Origin of the sequence: Allosphingosinicella sp. (genome assembly GCF_036387615.1) — a bacterium.
Taxonomy (GTDB): Bacteria; Pseudomonadota; Alphaproteobacteria; order Sphingomonadales; family Sphingomonadaceae; genus Allosphingosinicella.
This window is the reverse complement of record NZ_DASVTH010000032.1, coordinates 20,062-39,543: the sequence shown is the minus strand read 5'-3', so window position 1 is coordinate 39,543 and position 19,482 is coordinate 20,062. Positions and strand designations below refer to the sequence as shown.

Annotated in this window: 18 protein-coding genes; 5 read left to right on the top strand and 13 right to left on the bottom strand. The window is 67.1% G+C overall.

Annotated elements, in window-relative coordinates:
• Positions 1–82: 82 nt before the first annotated feature.
• Positions 83–1,399 carry a dicarboxylate/amino acid:cation symporter gene (locus tag VF631_RS06295; RefSeq protein ID WP_431849426.1) on the top strand — a complete coding sequence of 439 codons (1,317 nt, stop codon included), beginning with the start codon at positions 83–85 and terminating at the stop codon, positions 1,397–1,399.
• Here VF631_RS06295 and VF631_RS06290 read toward each other — a convergent pair whose 3' ends face one another.
• Positions 1,400–2,023 carry a glutathione S-transferase family protein gene (locus VF631_RS06290; RefSeq protein ID WP_431849425.1) on the bottom strand — a complete coding sequence of 208 codons (624 nt, stop codon included), beginning with the start codon at positions 2,021–2,023 and terminating at the stop codon, positions 1,400–1,402.
• Positions 2,024–2,137: 114 nt separating this feature from the next.
• Here VF631_RS06290 and VF631_RS06285 point away from each other — a divergent pair, with 114 nt between their 5' ends.
• Complete coding sequence (locus VF631_RS06285; RefSeq protein WP_431849424.1) at positions 2,138–3,391, top strand: multidrug effflux MFS transporter; 1,254 nt, start codon at positions 2,138–2,140, stop codon at positions 3,389–3,391.
• A 40-nt stretch (positions 3,392–3,431) separates the two neighbouring features.
• Positions 3,432–3,689, top strand: a complete 258-nt coding sequence (locus VF631_RS06280; RefSeq protein ID WP_431849423.1) for a hypothetical protein — start codon at positions 3,432–3,434, stop codon at positions 3,687–3,689.
• On the opposite strand, the gene VF631_RS06275 is transcribed toward VF631_RS06280, so the two are convergent.
• From VF631_RS06275 to recR, 3 genes are read right to left on the bottom strand one after another with little or no spacing between them, the layout of a single operon-like run.
• Positions 3,650–4,597: a threonine ammonia-lyase gene (locus VF631_RS06275; protein WP_431849422.1), complete on the bottom strand. Its 948-nt coding sequence runs from the start codon at positions 4,595–4,597 to the stop codon at positions 3,650–3,652. The two genes, VF631_RS06280 and VF631_RS06275, sit on opposite strands and share 40 nt — an antisense overlap.
• A gap of 26 nt (positions 4,598–4,623) precedes the next feature.
• Positions 4,624–5,163 (bottom strand): peptide deformylase, encoded by a 540-nt coding sequence (def, locus tag VF631_RS06270; RefSeq protein WP_431849421.1) that lies wholly within the window; start codon positions 5,161–5,163, stop codon positions 4,624–4,626.
• Positions 5,164–5,214: 51 nt separating this feature from the next.
• Positions 5,215–5,811 (bottom strand): recombination mediator RecR, encoded by a 597-nt coding sequence (recR, locus tag VF631_RS06265; protein ID WP_431849420.1) that lies wholly within the window; start codon positions 5,809–5,811, stop codon positions 5,215–5,217.
• A 65-nt stretch (positions 5,812–5,876) separates the two neighbouring features.
• Here recR and fmt point away from each other — a divergent pair, with 65 nt between their 5' ends.
• Both fmt and truA read left to right on the top strand, forming a co-directional pair.
• On the top strand, positions 5,877–6,782 hold the full coding sequence (gene fmt, locus VF631_RS06260; RefSeq protein WP_431849419.1) for a methionyl-tRNA formyltransferase: 906 nt from the start codon (positions 5,877–5,879) through the stop codon (positions 6,780–6,782).
• On the top strand, positions 6,779–7,546 hold the full coding sequence (truA, locus tag VF631_RS06255) for a tRNA pseudouridine(38-40) synthase TruA (protein ID WP_431849418.1): 768 nt from the start codon (positions 6,779–6,781) through the stop codon (positions 7,544–7,546). The genes fmt and truA overlap by 4 nt, the downstream gene beginning before the upstream one ends.
• Here truA and VF631_RS06250 read toward each other — a convergent pair.
• From VF631_RS06250 to VF631_RS06210, 9 genes are read right to left on the bottom strand one after another with little or no spacing between them, the layout of a single operon-like run.
• Positions 7,441–9,417, bottom strand: coding sequence for an XrtA/PEP-CTERM system amidotransferase (locus VF631_RS06250; protein ID WP_431849417.1), 1,977 nt, complete (start codon positions 9,415–9,417; stop codon positions 7,441–7,443). The two genes, truA and VF631_RS06250, sit on opposite strands and share 106 nt — an antisense overlap.
• Entirely contained in the window at positions 9,417–10,967 is a 1,551-nt protein-coding gene (gene xrtA / locus VF631_RS06245; RefSeq protein ID WP_431849416.1) for an exosortase A, read from the bottom strand. Before xrtA ends, VF631_RS06250 begins: the two co-directional genes overlap by 1 nt.
• Complete coding sequence (locus VF631_RS06240; protein WP_431849415.1) at positions 10,964–12,178, bottom strand: TIGR03087 family PEP-CTERM/XrtA system glycosyltransferase; 1,215 nt, start codon at positions 12,176–12,178, stop codon at positions 10,964–10,966. The genes xrtA and VF631_RS06240 overlap by 4 nt, the downstream gene beginning before the upstream one ends.
• A complete protein-coding gene (locus VF631_RS06235) occupies positions 12,178–13,236 on the bottom strand; it encodes a FemAB family XrtA/PEP-CTERM system-associated protein (protein ID WP_431849414.1) in 1,059 nt (352 codons plus the stop codon). Before VF631_RS06235 ends, VF631_RS06240 begins: the two co-directional genes overlap by 1 nt.
• Positions 13,233–14,078, bottom strand: coding sequence for an XrtA system polysaccharide deacetylase (locus VF631_RS06230; RefSeq protein WP_431849413.1), 846 nt, complete (start codon positions 14,076–14,078; stop codon positions 13,233–13,235). Before VF631_RS06230 ends, VF631_RS06235 begins: the two co-directional genes overlap by 4 nt.
• Before the next feature lie 28 nt (positions 14,079–14,106).
• A complete protein-coding gene (locus tag VF631_RS06225) occupies positions 14,107–15,108 on the bottom strand; it encodes an XrtA/PEP-CTERM system-associated ATPase (protein WP_431849412.1) in 1,002 nt (333 codons plus the stop codon).
• Between the two features lie 27 nt (positions 15,109–15,135).
• Positions 15,136–16,773 carry a hypothetical protein gene (locus tag VF631_RS06220; protein ID WP_431849411.1) on the bottom strand — a complete coding sequence of 546 codons (1,638 nt, stop codon included), beginning with the start codon at positions 16,771–16,773 and terminating at the stop codon, positions 15,136–15,138.
• Positions 16,770–17,897, bottom strand: coding sequence for a hypothetical protein (locus VF631_RS06215; protein ID WP_431849410.1), 1,128 nt, complete (start codon positions 17,895–17,897; stop codon positions 16,770–16,772). Before VF631_RS06215 ends, VF631_RS06220 begins: the two co-directional genes overlap by 4 nt.
• An 11-nt stretch (positions 17,898–17,908) precedes the next feature.
• Positions 17,909–19,474: an XrtA system polysaccharide chain length determinant gene (locus VF631_RS06210; RefSeq protein WP_431849409.1), complete on the bottom strand. Its 1,566-nt coding sequence runs from the start codon at positions 19,472–19,474 to the stop codon at positions 17,909–17,911.
• Between the last annotated feature and the right edge of the window lie 8 nt (positions 19,475–19,482).

Here is a 19,482-nt window from a genome sequence, read left to right as displayed (position 1 = left end):
TATGACGGCCGGGAGCACGCGGCGCACTTGACCCGGGCCGCGCAATCGCCTTCCTAGTCGGCTCGCCTGGAAGGAGCTGCATGTGGCCAAACGCCTGACCTACTACATCATCGCAGGCCTTGTGCTCGGCGTCCTGGTCGGCTGGATCCTGAACGTCAGCATCAGCGACGGAACCCCGGCGGGCGAGGCGCAGCTCAAGACGATTGCCGGCTACATCTCGATCCTGACGACGATCTTCCTCCACCTCATCAAGATGATCATCGCACCGTTGGTCTTCTCGACCCTGGTGGTCGGGATCGCGCACATGGGGGATTCCGCGGCGCTCGGTCGCGTTGGCGCAAAAGCGGTTGGCTGGTTCATCTGCGCAAGCTTGGTTTCGCTCAGCCTGGGCCTGCTGCTTGTCACCGTCTTCCAGCCCGGCGTCGGGCTCGGCCTTCCACTTCCACCCGTGGACGCGACCGTCGGGGTCGATCGATCGGCGTTCGATTTCGCCAAGTTCATCGCCCACATCTTCCCGGAATCGATGATCGGGGCGATGGCCGAGAACGACATCCTGCAGATCGTCGTCTTCTCGCTGTTCGTCGGCGTCGCGATCCTGGCGGTGGGAGAGCCTGCACGGCCGCTGGTGCGCGCCACCGAGGCGCTGGTGAAGGTGATGCTGCAGATCACCGATTATGTGATGCGCTTCGCGCCCATCGCGGTGTTCGCCGCCGTCACCGCAACCATCGCGCAGCGGGGGCTCGGGATCCTCGGCACGTTCGGCTATTTCATGGGCAGCTTCTATATCGGCCTGGCGATCCTGTGGGCGCTGCTGATCGGCATTTGCTTCGTGATCGTGGGAAGCCGCACGCGGGTGCTCGTACGCTACATCCGCGATCCAATCGTGCTCGCTTTCTCTACTGCTTCCTCGGAGGCTGCCTATCCCAGGACGCTGGAGGCACTCGACCGGTTCGGCGTGCCGCCGCGGATCGCCAGCTTCGTGCTGCCGCTCGGTTATTCCTTTAATCTCGACGGATCGATGATGTACATGACCTTCGCGACGATCTTCGTCGCCCAGGCTTATGGCATCGATCTCAGCCTCGGCACGCAGATCCTGATGCTGCTGACGCTGATGATCACGTCGAAGGGCGTGGCCGGCGTCCCGCGGGCCAGCCTTGTGGTCATCACGGCGACGCTGGCGCAGTTCAATATACCAGAGGCGGGCCTGTTGCTTATCCTAGCGGTGGATCACTTCCTCGACATGGGCCGCTCTGCAACCAATGTAGTCGGCAATGCCGTTGCGAGCGTTGTGGTGGCCAAATGGGAAGGCCAGCTCGACCCGCCGGAGCCGGTGGACATCGAGCCGCCGCACGCTCCGGCGCATGTGGCCCCGCCTGTACGGGGGAATGAGCCCTTCTAGCTACGCGTAAGCGTAGGGGCCGCCCTTCGACAGCGCTTCCCCATAGGCCGGGCGGGCGTGGATGCGTTCGAGCCAGTCGGTGAGGTTGGGGCGGCGCTCGTCAAGGCCGGCGCGGGCGCGAGCGGCTTCCAGCGGAAAGCTCATCATCACATCGGCGGCCGTGAAGTCCTCGCCGGCAAACCATGGCCGGGTCCCAAGCTCGCCTTCCAGCCAGTCCAGATGGACGTCGAACATGCGCTGGAGCGGGGCGTGGGCCGGGCGACCGAGCAGCCCGAGGCGGCCGATGACGAGCATCGCGAGCAGCGGCGGCATCATCGAGCCTTCGGCGTAATGCACGAAGTGCCGGTAGCGCAGCACCGATTCGCGAATGGCGGGCGGGCCGAGACGGCCGCCAGCTTGCTCGACCAGATATTCGATGATCGCGCCGGTCTCGGCGATTACCAGGCCATCATGATCGATCACGGGAGCCTTGCCGAGCGGGTGGATATCGCGAAGCGAGCGCGGCGCCAGCATGGTCTTGGGATCGCGCTCGTAGCGCCGGACCCGGTAGGGAAGACCGAGTTCCTCGAGCAGCCACAGCACGCGTTGTGAGCGGGAATTCTCGAGATGGTGGACGGTGATCATGCGGACTGCTCCTGTGATCGCGGACCTGTAGTCGCTCTTGCGACAACGCACAGGGAACTTGTGCAGCCTGCCGGCGTCGCGCAGGGACTGCTTCGCTTTAGGGGGCTCCACGACATGGCTGATCGAAACACGCCCGTCGAGGCGCGCGCCTGGACTGGCCCGGGCTACCGCGAATTTGTGATCATGATGGCCGGGCTGCAGGCGCTGAACGCGCTCGCCATCGATGCGATGATTCCCGCCTTGCCCGCGATCGGCGACGCGCTCGGCGTCGCCGCCGAAAACCAGCGGCAACTGGTGGTCTCGCTTTACGTGCTCGGCTTCGGGACGACGCAGATCATCTACGGCCCCGTGTCGGACCGCTTCGGACGCAAGCCCGTGCTGGTTGTGAGCCTGCTCCTCTATCTCGGCTTCGCGCTGGCCTGCGCGGCTGCGGGGAGCTTCACGCTGCTGCTCATCGCCCGTCTGCTGCAAGGCGCGTCGGCTGCGGCGACGCGGGTGCTCGTCGTGTCGATCGTGCGGGATCGGTTCGAAGGCGCGGAAATGGCGCGGCTGATGAGCCTTGTCTTCCTCGTTTTCCTGCTGATGCCGATGCTCGCGCCCACCTTCGGCCAGCTCACTCTGCTGGTGGCGCCGTGGCGAGCGATCTTCTTCGGGTTGGCGGCGTTCAGCGCGATCATGCTGACCTGGTGCGCGCTGCGGCTGCCCGAGACGCTGCGGCCGCAATTCCGCCGGCCGTTCTCCTTCGCGGCGGTGTGGGAAGGCACGCGCGAAACGCTGAGCAACCGCCAGTCGCTCGGCTACACGCTTGGTTTCACCGCGATGATGGGCGCGCTGATGGGCTATATCAACTCGATCCAGCAGATTGTGTTCGACGTGTTCGGCCGACCGGACCTGATCGCCATCGCCTTTGCGGCGATCGCCGCTCCGATGGCGCTGACCAGCTATCTGAACTCGCGACTGGTCGGGCGGATCGGCATCCGCAGGCTCGCCCATCTCGGCCTGCTCTGTTTTACGATCTTCGCGGCCGTGCACCTGGTCGTGGCGGAGATCGGCGAGAATATCTGGGTGTTCATCGCCCTGCAGGGGCTGACGATGGCGAGTTTCGGCCTCGCCTCCGCCAATCTCGGCTCGCTGGCGATGCAGCCGCTTGGCCATGTCGCGGGCACCGCATCATCCGTACAGGGCACGATCGGCACCATATTGGGCGCGCTACTCGGGCTGGTCGTCGGCCAAAGCTTCGATGGGACGATCATCCCACTGGTCGCCGGGTTCGCGATCTTCGGTGTGCTCGCGCTGGCATGTGCGTTCGTGACGGAGCACGGGAAGCTGTTCGGTCGGGATCTGGCGCCGGCGTCCCAGCCCCGCTGATCTTCAGTTTTCGTTAGGGAAGCCGCTCTAGCTTCGCCACATGAGCAGCACGGCACAATCGCGCGGGACTGAGGAGGCGCTGGACCGGATCGAGGGCACGATCCTGCCGGGTCTCGCGCTCACCCTCGAAGCCTTGCTGGACGCAACCCGCCTCGCCCGCCCCGGCCAAGGCGATGCGGCCCGAGCTGCTGAGCTGCGAGCAATAGCCGTTCAGCTGAACATGGTCGTTCGCCAGCTCGAAGCAGCGACAAGCCGCGCTCAGACCGTGCCTGAATGGCCCTTCAGGATGTCGGCGTAAACCACAGGGTCGACGTTCCCGCCGGACAGGACCACCACCGAACGCTCGCTGAGCGGGCCCGCCTTGCCGGTCAGCGCCGCGGCCAATGCCACCGCGCCACCGGGCTCGACGACGAGTCGCAGATGGCGGGCCGCCCAGGCCATTGCGGCGGCGGTCTCGTCCTCGCGGACCGACACGCCGCGCGCGCCGTGATCGCGTAGGGCGCCGAGTGTCAGCGGGGAGACGAGCTTGGTCTGGAGCGCATCGCAGCGGGTCGGCGGGGCGTCGTCCGGTACGGGTACGGGCCTGCCCGCATCGATCGAGCGGGCCATGTCGTCCCAGCCTTGCGGCTCCACCGTCACGATCTCGGCCTCCGGCAACGCCAGCGCGATTCCGGCGGAGAGTCCGCCTCCGCCGCAGCAAACCAGCACCTTGTCCGGCGTTGCTCCGACGACATCTTGCAGCTGCTCGCCTATTTCCACGCCGGCGCTTCCCTGGCCTTCGATGATGTCTACATCGTCGAAGGAGGGCACCAGCGCGGCTCCACTGTCACGGGCCAGGCGAGCGCCGATCTCCTCGCGGCTTTCGGACCCCCGATCATAGTCGACGATGCGAGCGCCCGCCGCTAGCGTCGCTGAGCGCTTAACGGCCGGCGCATCGGCCGGCATCACGATGGTGGCCGCGATGCCGAGCCGCCGGGCGGCGATCGCGACTCCCTGCGCGTGATTGCCCGAAGAGAAAGCGACCACGCCGCGGGACCGCTGCTCGGGGCTGAGCTGAAGCAGCCGATTTGCGGCGCCGCGCAGCTTGAAACTCCCGCCGGTCTGAAGACACTCCGGCTTGGCCCAGAGCCGCACGCCGCCGATCTCGAGCGGCAGCAGCGGCGTGCGCAGCACGTGATCACGCACCCGCTCGGCCGCGGCGCGCACGCCGTCGCGGGTAGGCAGGCGCCCGGTCAGGCCGCCTTGATCCCTTGTTCTTTCCGAAGCTTGGCGAGCTTTCTCAAGACTATGTCTCGCTTCAGCCGGGACAAATAATCGATGAACAAGACGCCGTTCAGATGGTCCACCTCATGCTGTACGCAGGTGGCGAGAAGCCCATCCACCTCCGCGTCATGCTGCCGGCCCTGTTCGTCGAGCCAGCGGGCGCGGACCCGTGCCGGGCGCTCGATCTCCGAATACTGATCGGGGATGGAAAGGCAGCCCTCATTGTAGACGCTGCGATCGTCGGACGACCAGACGATCTCGGGATTGATGAAGGCGTAAGGCTTCTTGACCGGCTCGCCGCCCTCCTCTTCCGGATCCTGCAGGTCAATCACCATGACGCGGCGCGGCACCGCGACCTGCACGGCGGCGAGGCCGATGCCGGGAGCGGCATACATGGTATCGAACATGTCGGACACGAACTGGCGCAGCTCATCGTCGATCCGCTCAACGGGCGCCGACTGGGCGCGAAGCAGCGGGTCGGGAACTTCGATGATGGGGAGCAGAGCCATTGCCGCGCGCTAAAGTCGGGCCGGAGAAGCGTCAAGCATCGGGCGGCGGCCTCAGGAGACCGGGCGGCGCGCCCGCAGCGCCTGCGCAAGCGTCCCCTCGTCCAGATAATCGAGCTCGCCGCCGACCGGCAGGCCGTGGGCGAGCTGCGTCAGACGCACAGGAAAGGTTTCGAGCCGCTCAGCCAGATAGTGCGCGGTGGTCTGGCCCTCCAGAGTCGCGTTCATCGCGAGCACGACCTCATCGATGCCGCCCGCGGCGACGCGGCCGATCAGCCGGTCCACCGTCAGATCTTCCGGCCTTACTCCCTCCAGCGCGGAAAGACGCCCGCCAAGCACATGGAATCGACCAGGAAATAGGCGCGATCGATCGAGCGCCCAGAGGTCCGAAACTTCCTCGACGACGCAAAGCAGCTTCGAGTCGCGGCGCGAGTCGACACAGATGGCGCACGGATCGCTGGTGTCGACATTGCCGCAAGTGGCGCAGACCGCCAGCCGCTCGTTGACCCGCTCTAGGGCCCGGATCAGCGGGGTCAGCGCCGCCTCGCGCTTCTTGAGCAGATGCAGCACCGCGCGCCGCGCCGAGCGGGGCCCGAGCCCCGGCAGCCGGGCAAGCGCCTGGGTCAGCGCGTCAATCTCGGGAGAGGCCATCGAAAGCGAGATATGGGGCGAGACAGGCCGATGCAATTGGCCACGCCCGCCGCTAAGCAGCACGAATGCGCATCGCCTTCATGGGAACGCCGGACTTCGCGGTGCCGACGCTGGACGCGATCCACGCGGCTGGGCACGACATCGCCGCCGTATATTCGCAGCCGCCCAGGCCCGCGGGGCGCGGCAAGGGGATGAAGCCCTCCCCCGTTCAGGCACGTGCGGAAGCGCTCGGCATCCCGGTGCGGACGCCGATGTCGCTCCGGGACCCCGACGAGCAGACCACGTTCGTGGCGCTGAACCTGGATGTGGCGGTGGTCGCCGCCTACGGGCTGATCCTGCCGCAGCCGATCCTGGACGCGCCCAATCATGGCTGCCTCAACGTCCACGGATCCATTCTGCCGCGCTGGCGGGGCGCCGCGCCGATCCAGCGCGCGATCCTGGCGGGGGACGAGCGCACCGGCATCACCATCATGGGCATGGAGCGCGGGCTCGACACCGGGCCCATGTTCCTAGTCCGGGAGACGCCGATCGGGCGCAAGACGGCGGGCGAACTCACGGCGGACTTGGCGATCCTCGGTGCGGTTATGATGGTCGAGGCCCTCAGCCGGCTCGATCAGATCCAGCCCGTGCCTCAGCCGGAAAAAGGCGTGACCTACGCAGCCAAGATCGAGAAGCAGGAAGCGCGACTCGATTTCTGCGCCAGCGCTGAAGCCGCCGAGCGGCAGGTCCGCGCCTTCAATCCGCACCCCGGCGCATTCTTCGAGCATGGGGGCGAGCGGATCAAGCTTCTGGCGGCTGACCCTGTGTCCGGCTCCGGAGAGCCGGGAACGGTCCTCGACGACCAGTTGACCATTGCCTGCGGCACCGCTGCCCTCGCCCCTGCCCTGGTGCAGCGCGCGGGCCGCGGCGCCATGACGCCGGCCGAATTGCTGCGCGGCTTCGCCATCCCGCGCGGGAGCCTTTTGCAATGACCCGCTTCCGCCTGTGGGTCGAATATGACGGCCGACCCTTCATGGGCTGGCAGCGTCAGGCGCATGGACCGTCCGTTCAGCAGGCGATCGAGGAAGCGGTCCGCACCATCACCGGCGAGGAGGTGACGGTGCACGCGGCCGGACGCACGGACGCCGGCGTCCACGCTCAGGCGATGGCCGCGCATGTCGACATCGAACGGCCAATGACGCCGTTCCGACTCGCGGACGCTCTCAACGCGAAGCTCAGGCCCCAGCCGGTCGCGATCCTGAAGGCGGAGATCGTCCGGGACGATTGGCACGCCAGGTTCAGCTGCATCGGCCGGCGCTACGTCTACCGCATTGCCAATCGCCGGGCCCCGCTCGCTCTGGAGGTAGGGCGCGCGTGGCGCGTGCCGGTCACGCTCCATGCAGACGTCATGAACAAGGCGGCGCAAACCCTTGTCGGACGTCATGATTTCACGACCTTCCGTTCCGCGCATTGCCAATCGGAGAACCCGGTCAAGACGCTCGACCTGCTGATCGTCCGGCGCTTGGGCGGCATCATCGAGATCGAGGCGGCGGCGCGCTCCTTCCTCCACCATCAGGTGCGATCGATGGTCGGTTGCCTGCAGCTGGTCGGACGCGGCAAGTGGACAGCGCGGGACCTGAAGAACGCGCTTCAGGCGCGGGATCGCGCGGCCCTCGGCTTCAACGCGCCGCCGGACGGGTTGTACTTCGTCGAAGCATCATATGACGAGGCCTCGCCGAGCCCGAACAGGCGCTGAAGCGAGCGATCCAGCATCAGCAATTGCCAGAGCAACCGGCCATGCTCGGCCTTCCCGGCGCGGTGATCGGCCGCGATCTTCGCTATCGCTCCGGGATCGAACCAGCCGAGCTGAGCGAATGCGGGGCTGTTTGCGACAGCGGCGGCTTGTTCAGCGAGCGGGCCCCTGAACCAGGCGCTGATCGGCGTGACAAAGCCCATTTTGCGGCGATAGAGGATTTCGTCGGGGAGGAAGCCTTCGAGCGACTTCTTCATCAGCCACTTGCCGGTGCCCCCGCGCAGCCGTTGGCGGACCGGCAGCTTCGCCGCGAATTCGATGAGGCGGTGGTCGAGCAGCGGCTCGCGCGCCTCCAGACTCACGGCCATGCTGGTCCGGTCGACCTTCGTAAGGATGTCGCCGGGCAGCCAGATCTTAAGGTCGGCATATTGCGCGCGAGACAAGGCATCGTCCGCGGGCGCACTCGCCATTGTGCGGATGTAGCGATCCTCGGCGCGGTGGCCCTGCAGCGCCGCACGGAAGTCGGGGCTGTAGAAGCGATGGCGGATCTCGGGCGGAGTGACGCCGACCGCTCTCGCATAGGCCTCCCCGCTCCCTGCGCCCAGCGCCTGAAGCGTGGTCTTGGCGCGCAGGAACTGCGGCGCCCAGTCGAGCTTGGGATAGAGGCTGCCGATGCGGCCGATCGCAGTGCGAGCGCGCTCCGGGATAATGCTGCGGACACGCTCCTCCGCTGCGAACATGCGGTAGCGGCGATAGCCCGCGAAGGCTTCGTCCGCGCCGTCGCCGGACAGCGCAACCGTGACGGTTTCGCGCGCGAGCTCACAGACCCGGTAGGTAGCGAGGGCCGAAGCGTCCGCGAACGGCTCGTCGAAAGCGTTCGCAAGTGTCTCGATAAGCTCGAAATCGTCCGCGGCGACTATGCGGGTGCGGTGATGAGTGGCGAAGCGCTCGGCGACCAGCGCCGCGTAGCGGGTCTCGTCAAGATCGGCCTGGCCGAAGCCGATCGAGCAGGTCTCGACCGCCTTGCGGCTCGCCTCCGCCATGAAAGCGACCACGGCCGAACTGTCCACGCCCCCGGACAGAAAGGCGCCGAGCGGCACGTCCGCCACCATGCGCGAACGCACCGCTTCGCGCATATGGCCGACCAGCTCCTCGCCAAGCCGCTCGGTCGAGCCACGGGCGGGCTTGCCGAAATGAACGTCCCACCAGGCGAAGGGCTCTGGCACGCCTTTGCCGCGCTGGATAAGGAGGCAGTGTCCCGCGGGCAGCTTGCGGACGCCCGCGAGGGCGCAGGCATCGTCCGGAACGTAGCCCAGGGCGAGAAAATCCTCGATCGCCTGTGGGCTCGGCGCCCGGCGGAGCAAGGGATGGGCGAGCAGGCCCTTGAGCTCCGACGCGAAGATCAGCGCGCCGTCCGACAGCTCGGCATAGTGAAGCGGCTTCACGCCAAGCCTGTCCCGAGCGAGAAAGAGCGCGCCCCGATCCGCATCGTAGAGCGCGAAGGCGAACATACCGTGGAAGCGGGTCAGGCAGGCAGGGCCCCATTGGCGCCAGCCGGCCAGGATGACCTCGGTGTCGCAATCCGTTTGGAAGACGTGCCCCGATCTCTCAAGATCGCGGCGCACGTCCCTGAAATTGTAGATTTCCCCGTTGTAGGTGACCGCGATCTTCTCGTCCGGCGTCAGCATCGGCTGCGCGCCGCCTTCTAGGTCGATGATCGCAAGGCGGCGGTGGCCGAAGCCGACGCCGGGCGCGGTCCACACGCCGCTCCCGTCCGGCCCCCGATGGGCCTGCACGTCCGCCATGGCGCGCACCCTGGACGGATCGACGGGCTTAGGCACGCCCGGGTGAAAAATGCCTGCAATGCCGCACATTAGCGGCTTCTTGGCAGTCCGGCCGCCCGATCCGCAAGGGGTGCGATGTTGCCGAGCGCCGAAAGGAAGGCGTCTATCGCCGGGCGGGGACTCTCGCCCTCGCTCGGCGCTTCCGCCGAGACGAGGATGGCGACAGCGCGCTGCGGGCCGCCGAGCAGGCGCACTTTGGTGGTCTCGATCTTCGCTTCGACGGCGCGGCCGGTGACGATCTCGCCGACGCGGTAGAAGGTCGCGACTTCGCGGACGATGCCATGGGTGGCGATCCGGTCGAGCCGGCCGTTCGGCGGCGGCGGCCCCGCGGCGATCCACGCCCAATCGCTGTCTGGACCGACCGCGCCCTGGCCGAAGCCGATCATCTCGCGGCCTTCCGCCTGGCGCGCGAAGACGGCGATGGCGAGGTCCACCATCCTGCCCTGCCCGTCCCGGTAGCGTTCGATGCGGAAAAGGTCGGCGCCCGCGAAGTGCGGCTGCCAGGGCCTGCCAGCCGAAGCGGGAACCCGGGTCCAGCCGGGCACGTCCGGCAAGCTCAGATTGGCGGGCGCAGCCTGGGTACCGGCCGAAGCCACTGCCGCCGACCAGACGAGCGGCACCGCGGCAAGCGCGACCGCCGCCGCTGCGACGGGCAGGATCGAGCTCCGGTGACTGAGCGCCTGCGGCTGTGACGCGGCTGCATCGAACCAGGGGTCGCTCGGCTTGCGGTCGAAGAAGCGCCAGCCGGCGGCCATCAGCAATGCGATCACGACTGCGAAGAAGACCCAGCCATAGACGACATGGTCGAAGCCCGAAGCAAAGTCGCTGTCGGTGACAGAGGCGATGTAGATGGTGCCCCAGGCGCGGACGCCGTTCGCCAGGATCGGGATCGTGATCGCAGCAAGCATGAACAGGGCGCGCCGGGTCCAGGTGCGGAAGCAGACATTGGCGACAAGCGCGCCATACGCGATCATGGCGACCAGGAACTTCACACCCGAACAGGCCTCGGCCACTTCGAAATAGCCGTTCGGCGTGGTGATGAAGATGCCTTCGAGGTGCGCCGGGATGCCGACCAGCGCCAGGAGCGCCATGCACATATAGGCAGTCACCGTCTGAAGCAGCGGCACGAGCTCCTCGCCCGCCGGGATCAGGAAGACGGTGTAGAAGATCGGAAACAGGAGCGCGCGCGCGACGGCCTTGCCGAGGCAGGCGATCACCGCGCCCTGCAGCATCGCGACGAGGGCGATGTGGCGGGCAAGCGCGATTCCGCCCGCTTCCCCCAGCAGCCACAGGATGGCGCCAGCCGTTAGGAGGGCGAGCCCCGGCGCCCAGGCGGAGGGCGGGAGCCGGCGAAGTTCCGGCAGCCGCTGCCAGACCAGCCACGCGATGATGGGCGGCACCAGCGCGCAATGATTATAGGTGGAGCTGTTCCACCAGATCGCGGCCATGTCGGCGGCATCGCGAGCGAACAAGATGAGGATCGCGGCCGCGACCAGGCCGAGCGCCACGAGGTGCGGCCGCCAGCCATCCGCTACCGCTCGAGCTTGCGGCGCTGCTTCGATCGCGGCGTGCGCCGTCATGCCGCCACCAGACGAGGTGCGCGGCCGAGCAAGGCGGCGAGCGGGGCAAGCTGGGCTTCCCAGCGGTAGCGGGTCTCCATCCGGCGGCGGGCGGCGGCACCGATCTCTGCGGCGTCCTGCGGATGGGCTAGAAGATCAAGAACGTGCCACGCCTGGGCTTCGGGCCGGTCGGTCACGATCAGGTCGCGGCCGGGCACGGCGTTGATGCCCTCGAAGGCGGCGGCCGAGGCGACGACAGGGCGCGCCATCGCCATCGCTTCGAGCACCTTGTTCTGGATGCCGCGCGCGATTCCGAGCGGCGCCACCGCGACGTTCGCCGCAGCAAGCCAGCTGCGCACATCGGGAACGGCACCGGTGACGATCACATTGGGTCGGTCGGCAAGGCGGCGGACGGCAGCGGTCGGGTTTCGGCCCACGATGGCGAATCGAACTTCAGGTCGTGTCTGAAGAATGATCGGCAACACCTTGTCCGCGAAATCCAGCACTGCTTCGGCATTGGGCCGGTAATCCATCTGCCCGGTGAAGACGAGCAGCGGACTCTGCTGCTCTGGCAGCCGATCGAAACCGGCCGTGGGATTGTAGAAATCGAGATCGATGCCGTTGCAAACGGCGTGCACATTGGCGGCGCGGGTGCGTTCCCGGAAAAGGGCCGCCTCTCCAGGGCTTACGAACAGGCTGGCATCGGCGCGGGACGCGACCTCCTGCTCATGCTCGAGCAGTCTGACGGCCTCACGGCGGTGGATCCAGCGCATCGGCCCCTTGCCGCCATAAGCAGCGAATTTGGCCGAATCCATATCGACGAAATCCATGATGAAGCGCTGCCGGCACTTGGCCGGCACGAACTGCGCCATCTGGCTGGAAAAGGCGAACACCGTATCGACGCCATCGCGCTCCAGCATGCGCCGGACGAAGCCGCGCATCGCAGCGCTGTCGAACGCGGTCAGCGAGATCGGCTTGCCCTCCCGCAGCGCCTCGGCAGCCGCAGTCAGCTTGGGCTTGGTGCGCACCTCCACATGCGCTTCCCCAAGGCTCCCGCCCATCACGGCCCTCAGCGCCGGCAGATGGGCGGCATCCGCTGCGTCGTCGGCGAAGGATGCGAGATGGACGCGCCCCAGCGTGCCGAGATGTTTCAGGATGTTCCAGGAGCGGATCTTGTCCCCCCGATCCGGCGGGTAGGGGATGCGATGCGCGAGGAAGAGGATGTCGCGCATCAACCGAGCCCTCGCGCGATCCAGGGCCCGAGCAGGTTGGCGAGCCGCAAGGGCAACTTCTGCCAAAGCTGGACCTGGAGCCGGTATCTGGGGCTGAGCGGATTGATCTCGCGGGGCTCGCCCCCGTCCAGCGCATGGACGGCATAGCGAAGCGGGCGCGGCTCGAAGCCCCAATTCTTCTTGTAGGCGTAAGCGCCCGTGCCGACTTTCGAGCGGCCGAAATCGAAGCGGGTACAGCCCCGCGCTGCGGCGTGGCGCATCAACTCGAAATACATATGCTCATTGGCGCGGAGCGCCCGCGCCTCGGCGGTGCCGCCGCCCCAATAAGGATAGACGCCGCCATTGAAGTAGAAACTGAGGACGCTCGCAATCGAACGGCCATCCTTGCTGACGGTGAGGATGTCGGCTTGCTCTCCGAAGCTCTCGAGCATGGCCCGGAACAGCGCGCGCGGAAAAACGGGGGTGCCAAGGTTGCGCACGCTTTCGGAATAGACACGATAGTGGTCGGCAAGGTCCCGCTCGCTCCGGCCGACGCGGACGTCTAGTCCCATTGTCTGGGCGCGCCTCACCTCCGCCCGCTGCTTGCGCGGGATCGCCTTCAGGATCTCCTCCTCCCGTCCCGGCAGGTCGCGGGCGAACCCCGCATAAGTTCCCTCACGAGCATGCCAGCCGGACGGGATGGGGCCGCCCCTCAATTCCAGGCTCTGCACGCCAATCCTGCGCGCCAGGTCGACAGCCGCTCCCGCAAGCGCCTCCGTAGCATCGCCGACTACTCCTCCGCCCACGCCGAAGCCCGCCGAAACCAATGCGGAGCCAAACAAAGGCGAGCGGACATCGGTCAGCGGCAGGACACCCCTGATCCCCCGCCCGTCCTCGGCGAGCAGATAGTGCGCGCGTTGCCCGCAGCCGCGCTCCGCGCCCAGGCTCCAGGCGGGCAGGTGAAACGGCTCGGCACCCGCATGCTCCGCCAAAAACGCGCCGATCCGCGCCCGCTCCGCCGGATCGGTCAGATCGGCCGTGCGCACGGCCAGACCTGCAATGGCCGAGAAAGCGTTCATTGCAGCCGCTCACGTTCGGAGCGAACCACCTCGTCGGTGCGGCCCCAGCGATGCTCGCCAAGAAGCTTCAGGAGCTTGGCCTCCATCGCGTGCAGATTGGTGTAATGGCGAAGACGCGCCTTGACCGGCGCCCTGGCTACCCTCGGCTGGCCCGGATCGATTTCCCAGGGATGGAAGTAGAACACGGCCGGGCGCTGCTCCGTCCCGTTCACGCGCGAGATCGCCCAGCTGGAAAATCGGTAGGGAAGCATCCGGAAGAAGCCTCCTCCTCCGGCAGCCATCCGCCGGCCGCGCAGCTCCACCGTAGTCACGGGCAACTCGATCAGGTCCGCGTCTGCAAGCGGCCGGTACGCAAAGCGCGGCGCCTCGGGCCAGCCATAATGGTCGTGCCGGATGGGTGCGACGCTGGAGGAATAGCAATAGCCTTCCTCCGCCAGAACCGCGTGCGCCCAGGGGGTGCGCTTGTCGATCGAGAAGCTGGGCGCGCGATAGCCAACGGGGGCTTGGCCGCCCGCATCCTCGATCGCGGCCTGTGCGCGCCGCAGGTCGGCCCGGAAGCTGTTCGCGTCCATGGTGAAGACGCGCCGGTGGTCCCAGCCGTGGCTTGCTATCTCATGACCGCTCCCGACGATCCGGCGGATCAGCGTGGGGTAACGCTCGGCCACCCACCCGAGCGTGAAGAAGGTGCCCTTCACGCCCGCTTGGTCGAACAGGTCCAGCACCGCATGACCGTTGCGCTCAACGCGGGGCGCGAGCTGGTCCCAGCTCTCCCGCGCAATTACGTTCTCGAAGGCGCCGACCTGGAACCAGTCTTCCACGTCGACGGACATTGCGTTCAGCATGAGCAGCCTTCCGGGCGCGAGCCGCGCTTCAAGCCGCGTGGTGGATGACGGCGTCTTCCTCACTCTCGACCCAGTCGACGAGCAAGGTCAAGACTCGCCGAGTCGCCCGCTCCTGCTCCTCGAGCTGCGCCTCCAGCATCGCGACGCGGCGCTCCAGTGCGAGGTCCCGGACGGGCTCGTAGGTCGGCTTGATGCCACGTTGCTCGATCGTCGGACGCGGCGCGTCTTCCTCGAGGTCCTCGGCCACCGCGACCACTGTTTCCGCGTCGATGGTGTCGAGCTCCTCAACCGCAGCGTGGAGCATCAGGCGCCCGGCAAACTGATTGACCTTGCGCGGCACACCGCCCGTGTGACGATAGATCTCGGCAAAGGCCGGGATTTCGATCACCGGATTGCCTTCCCAGCCGACGGTCTTCAGCCGGTGGACGATGTAGGGCTCAACCTCGTTCGGCTCCATCGGCTCGAGATGATGCGTGGCGATCACCCGCTGGCGCAGTTGCTCCAGGCTCTCGGACGCCAGCTTCTCGCGGAACTCCGGCTGCCCGAGCAGGAAGATCTGCAGCAGCGCTTGCCCGCTCACCTGGAAGTTAGAGAGCATGCGCAGCTCTTCCAAAGCGGAGACGGACAGGTTCTGCGCTTCGTCGACGATCAGCAGCGTGCGCTTGCCGTGCCTCGCCTCGTCGTCAAGGTGCCGCTCGACTCGTTCCAGCAGCTGCGCCTTGGTTACGCCTTCGGTGAACAGGCCCATGCCCTGCGCCGCCAGGCGCAGCATGTCGTCCCCCTCGACTTGGGTGGAGACGATGTTGATCGCGTTGAGACGCGAACGATCGACGGTCGCCATCAGATGCGCCACCAGGGTCGACTTGCCGGCGCCGATGTCGCCGGTGATGACGATGAAGCCTTCGCCCTGGGCGAGGCCATAGCCGAGATAGGCCATCGCCTTCTTGTGCGTGCGGCTGCCAAAGTAGAAGCGCGCATCCGGCGTGAGCTGGAAGGGCCTGTCGCTGAAGCCGTAGAAATCACTGTACATGGGACACTCCGTGGGGCTGCCAGCCCGTCAGAAACCGTATCGCAGACCAACCAGCGCCGAAGCGACGGTGCTGTCGAACTCGCCATTGTCGGTGGTGAACAGGCCGAGCGCGGCGTGGGCCTGGAGGCGATCGAACAGGAAGCTCTGATAATAGCCGCCAGTGATGCCGGTGCTGAAGGCGCTCTCCGCACCGGTCAGGCCGCTGTCGAACCAGTTCGCGTAAGCGTCGAGCGAGACAGTGGAGGTGCGGCTGAGGTCACGCGTGGCGCCGGCATAGAGGCCGAAGCTTTCGTCCGTCCGCCGGTCGAGCGCGAAGCCCTGTTCCACGATCGGCTGATAATAACGGCGCGAGGAATAATTCGCGCCGATCCCGAAGCCCCACGGTCCGCGCCCGCCGGAGAAGAGGATGTTGGCGCCGCGGTTCCGAAAACTGGAACCGGCGATCGACTGGAAGGCGTCGTCAAAGCAGGCGCCGGTCCCCGGGTCCGTGCCGAACACGCAGCCGCCGATCCCGCCGACATTGTTGTTGAGCGGATTGCGCCGGATGTCGAACTCGACAGGCACTGCGGCAAGATCGGCGATCAGCAGGCGGCCGAAGGTCTCGACGCCGTCATAGATGCTGGCGCTCAGGCCATAACGCTCGTTGATCTTGTGGCTGAGCGAAGCGGTGACGGTGGTCCCGCCATAACGCTGGCCGACCCGCGCCTGCAGTTCCGTGCGGCGGCTCGGGCGATAGATCACGCCCGCGTCCCAGATGATGCCGTCCGTCTCGTAAGCGAGCAGGCGCGGCTTGGTCGGATCGCCGATCAGGCGACCGCCGGGCGTGACCACCGGGCGGCCGGCGGCATCGCGCAGGATGTCCTGCTGGCTGGACTCGATCTTCTCGTAGCCGACTCCGGCGGTCAGCGCGAGCGTGGACCCAACCGGCACGACCACGTCGCCGCGGATGAAGCGAGCTTCGAACTCCTGGTCGAGCCGGTCGGCTTCCTCCAGAAAGTAGCCGCCCCCGACCGTCCAGCCGAACGGCAGCTCGCCGACATCCATGCCGACGCTGGCGGACAGACTGTGGTTGGTCGAGCTGTCGAACCGGTCGAGCAGGATCGCGCCGGGCGCGAGCGGCAGGCCGCGCAGGGCCTTGTTGTCGACTTCGACGAGGCCGAAGCGGTAGCTGCCCGTGACGTTCAATGCGCCGATGCGCGTGGAAAGCTCAGGCCCGGCATAGAAGCTGTAGACTTCCGAGATCGCCGGATCGTCGACATTGGTGAAGCCGAAGATCGGCCCGACACCGTCCGATCGGGCCCGCGTCGCGAGCGCGCCGGCACTGGCCCGAAGCATGTTGGGGATGAGGTCGGCGCTGAGCTGGGCGATGCCGGTGTGGGAATCGCCATCGACGAGGTCATCACCCCAGCCGAAGCGCTTCTCGTAGCGGTAGCTGATCTGGGCGCGAACGCGGCGCGTGCTGACCCCCGCATCGACCCCGGCCGCCACCGCCGTGTAAGTCAGCGTCTCGCCGCTATCGAGGTCGGCGTTGAGGACCTGCTGAACCTCGATGTAGGGGTGAACTCCTGTCGAGACACGAGCGGAGGCGGGCATTGCTGCCGACGCGGCAAGCGCGACCGCGCCGAGCCGCACGGCCCAGCGTTTGAACTGACCCAGCGCGCTCATTGGCCATATCCGTAATAAGCGCCAAAGCGGCGGCCGGTGGCTGCGAAGCCGGCCCCGTTCAGCATGAGGCTGAGATGCTCGCAGCCGGAAAGCAGGCCGACCGCTTCCTTGAGATCGGCCTCGGTGGTCTGATCGGCGCGAACCACGAGCAGCACCTGGCCGACATGTCCCGCCAGGACCGAAGCCGGCGAGGCCATCAGCGCCGGCGGGGAATCGAAGATCACGACGCGGCGAGGATGATCGCGGGTGAGCGCGGCGAGCACATCGCGCGTACGGCCGGAGGCGAGCAGCTCGGTGACGTTGTTCGCCTGGCGTCCGGCAGGAAGCACCGACAATCCTTCGATGTCGGTCCGGATAACGAAATCGTTCGGATCGCAGTCGGGGTCGCCGATCGCATCGATCAGGCCCGGTCCGGATTGCAGGCCGAGGATGGAGAGGATCTCCGGCTTGGCGAAATCGCCGTCGACCAAGAGCGCCTCGACGTCGCGCTCGCCGGCGAGCGACAAGGCGAGGTTCAAGGCGCAGAAGGTCTTGCCCTCGTCCGGCTGGGCCGAGCACACGAGAATGGTCTGGCGCTTGTCCTCGGCGATCTTGCCACCGCGGCTGACGCTTAGGAGCAGCTGACGTTTGATGATGCGAAACTCCTCGGCAAGGGCGCTCACCGGGGCATCAGGAAGAATGTAACCGTCCTCGAGCAAGCCCTCGCGATCCACCGTCCCGGAGCGGGACGAAGTTGCGGGGCGGGGCTCAGAGCTGGTCTGAACCTGCTCTTCGGCTTGAGGATAGCTGTTTTGGTAGCCGTCCAAGGAGAGAATACCGGCCTCGCTGGCTCCTGCCTCCGTCTGTTCCGACGCGGCAAGATCAACAGCCGCGGCATCCTGCTCTGGTTCCGGCTCCGAAATTATTACGGGCCGCTTACGCCGCTTCCCGGCCGTGACGACTTCCTCCACCACGGCTTCAGTCCGAGTCGCCACAGGCGGTTCGGCCTTGATCGGCATCACCGGCGCAAGCGGCGCCGGCGGCTGCGGCATCACCGGCGGGCGAATCGCGGCGTTGAAGTCGTAAAGCTCCGACGCGCGTTCGAGCAGCGAGCCGCGGCGTTTGATCGAGCTGTGCTGGTTCATGCCCTTGTCCCTCACGCGACCGTGCTGCGCTGCCAGAATTCCACCAGCATCAGGATCGCGTAGCTGCCGGCCAGCGCCGCCCCGGCCCCGCCGAACCATTTCAGCCGCTGCTTGTCCTGCGTCCGCCGCTCGGCCGTGACGACCTCGCCCACGGAGCCCAGCACCGGCAGGCCGGTGATCTGCTCGAGGCGATTCTGGGTGGCGAAGGTGGCCTGAAGCTGTCCCTTGGCGAAAGCCACGCCCGCGCCGATGCCGCACGCGACGATCAGGATCAGGCTGAGGAGCAGCGGCCGGTTCGGCGCGACCGGAACGTTGGGGCGGCTCGGCGGATCGATGATGCGGAAATCGATCGCGTCCGTCTTGCTCTGGACGTCGCTGCGCAGGCGGACCTGTTCGCGATCCTCCAGCAGCTTGTCATACTGGCGCTTCAGCACCTCATAGTCGCGGTTGAGGCGCGCCTGCTCGGCGGCCATGCCGGGTTCCTCGGCCTGCTTGCCGGCGAGCAGCTGCATCGCCTGGGTGATCTGGTTCTTGCGGGCTGAAGCAGCCGCAACCTGCGCCTCCCGCTCCGCGGCCATCGCGCGCAGGGACGTAAACGCCGGGTTGGGCGTGGAAATGGTCGACGCGCCCGATGGGGCCGCGTTGGCGCGCTCGGCCGCGGCGGCGGGGCGGATGCGCTCGATCTGCTGGCGCGTGACCACCACGTCCGGGTGCGAGTCGGTCCAGCCCTTGGCGCGCGCCTGGCTGAGCTGAGCTTCGAGCGCACCGAGCTGGGCGGTGGCATAGCCGCCGCCGGTCACGACGCTGGCCGCGAAGTTCGGGGTGGAGATGGTCGACGGCACGCCGGCCATCTGGCTGCGGACCGCGTTCAGCGAGCCTTGCGCCGACATGAGCTGCTGCTCGACGTTGGACAGCTCGAGCCGTGCCGCGGACATGCGCTGGTCGATCGATCCCTCGCCCGGCAGCATGCCCATGAAACGGGTTTCGAAATCGACCCGGCGTTGCTCGGCCTCCTGCAGCGCGCGCTCGCGGCGGCGCAGCTCCTCGTCGAGGAAGGTCAGCGTCTGGCCGGTCTCGGCGCGGTCGCCGGACAGGTTCTCCTCGACGAACAGGTCGAGCAGCGTCTGGACGATGACGGCGGCGGTCCGGGCGTTCTGCGAATTGGAGAATCCGCCAACGCCGGACGTGGCGCTGATTTCGAACAGATTGTCCTGCTGCGCGGTGACCTTGATGTTCTCGCGCAGCTTCTCGACTTGGGCGGCGAGATCGCGCTCGGAGCCGACCAGCAGGTTGAGATCGGTGCGGCGCACCACCTTGGTCAGGTTCTCGGTCGAGGTCAGGGTCTGCTTTACGCGGAGCAGATCGCCCTGCCGCTCGGCGGCGGTGATGCCGATCTTGTCGGGCAGGATCGACTGCATCTGCGCATAGACGCGGGCGGTCGATTCATAGCTGTTCGGGATGAGCGCCACCGCCAGCCATCCGGCAAGGCTCAAGGCCCAGGCGACGCCGAGCGCCAGCCAGCGCCGACGCCAGACGGAGTGGATCGCGATCCGAAGCTGTTCGTAGAGGCCGTCCATCAGGTGTT

What these genes read in the sequence shown, in the direction of transcription:
- VF631_RS06290 (WP_431849425.1), bottom strand. Translation starts at nt 2,023, where the DNA reads ATGATCACCGTCCACCATCTCGAGAATTCCCGCTCACAACGCGTGCTG.
- VF631_RS06285 (WP_431849424.1), top strand. Translation starts at nt 2,138, where the DNA reads ATGGCTGATCGAAACACGCCCGTCGAGGCGCGCGCCTGGACTGGCCCG.
- VF631_RS06280 (WP_431849423.1), top strand. Translation starts at nt 3,432, where the DNA reads ATGAGCAGCACGGCACAATCGCGCGGGACTGAGGAGGCGCTGGACCGG.
- def (WP_431849421.1), bottom strand. Translation starts at nt 5,163, where the DNA reads ATGGCTCTGCTCCCCATCATCGAAGTTCCCGACCCGCTGCTTCGCGCC.
- recR (WP_431849420.1), bottom strand. Translation starts at nt 5,811, where the DNA reads ATGGCCTCTCCCGAGATTGACGCGCTGACCCAGGCGCTTGCCCGGCTG.
- fmt (WP_431849419.1), top strand. Translation starts at nt 5,877, where the DNA reads ATGCGCATCGCCTTCATGGGAACGCCGGACTTCGCGGTGCCGACGCTG.
- truA (WP_431849418.1), top strand. Translation starts at nt 6,779, where the DNA reads ATGACCCGCTTCCGCCTGTGGGTCGAATATGACGGCCGACCCTTCATG.
- VF631_RS06250 (WP_431849417.1), bottom strand. Translation starts at nt 9,417, where the DNA reads ATGTGCGGCATTGCAGGCATTTTTCACCCGGGCGTGCCTAAGCCCGTC.
- xrtA (WP_431849416.1), bottom strand. Translation starts at nt 10,967, where the DNA reads ATGACGGCGCACGCCGCGATCGAAGCAGCGCCGCAAGCTCGAGCGGTA.
- VF631_RS06240 (WP_431849415.1), bottom strand. Translation starts at nt 12,178, where the DNA reads ATGCGCGACATCCTCTTCCTCGCGCATCGCATCCCCTACCCGCCGGAT.
- VF631_RS06235 (WP_431849414.1), bottom strand. Translation starts at nt 13,236, where the DNA reads ATGAACGCTTTCTCGGCCATTGCAGGTCTGGCCGTGCGCACGGCCGAT.
- VF631_RS06230 (WP_431849413.1), bottom strand. Translation starts at nt 14,078, where the DNA reads ATGCTGAACGCAATGTCCGTCGACGTGGAAGACTGGTTCCAGGTCGGC.
- VF631_RS06225 (WP_431849412.1), bottom strand. Translation starts at nt 15,108, where the DNA reads ATGTACAGTGATTTCTACGGCTTCAGCGACAGGCCCTTCCAGCTCACG.
- VF631_RS06220 (WP_431849411.1), bottom strand. Translation starts at nt 16,773, where the DNA reads ATGAGCGCGCTGGGTCAGTTCAAACGCTGGGCCGTGCGGCTCGGCGCG.
- VF631_RS06215 (WP_431849410.1), bottom strand. Translation starts at nt 17,897, where the DNA reads ATGAACCAGCACAGCTCGATCAAACGCCGCGGCTCGCTGCTCGAACGC.
- VF631_RS06210 (WP_431849409.1), bottom strand. Translation starts at nt 19,474, where the DNA reads ATGGACGGCCTCTACGAACAGCTTCGGATCGCGATCCACTCCGTCTGG.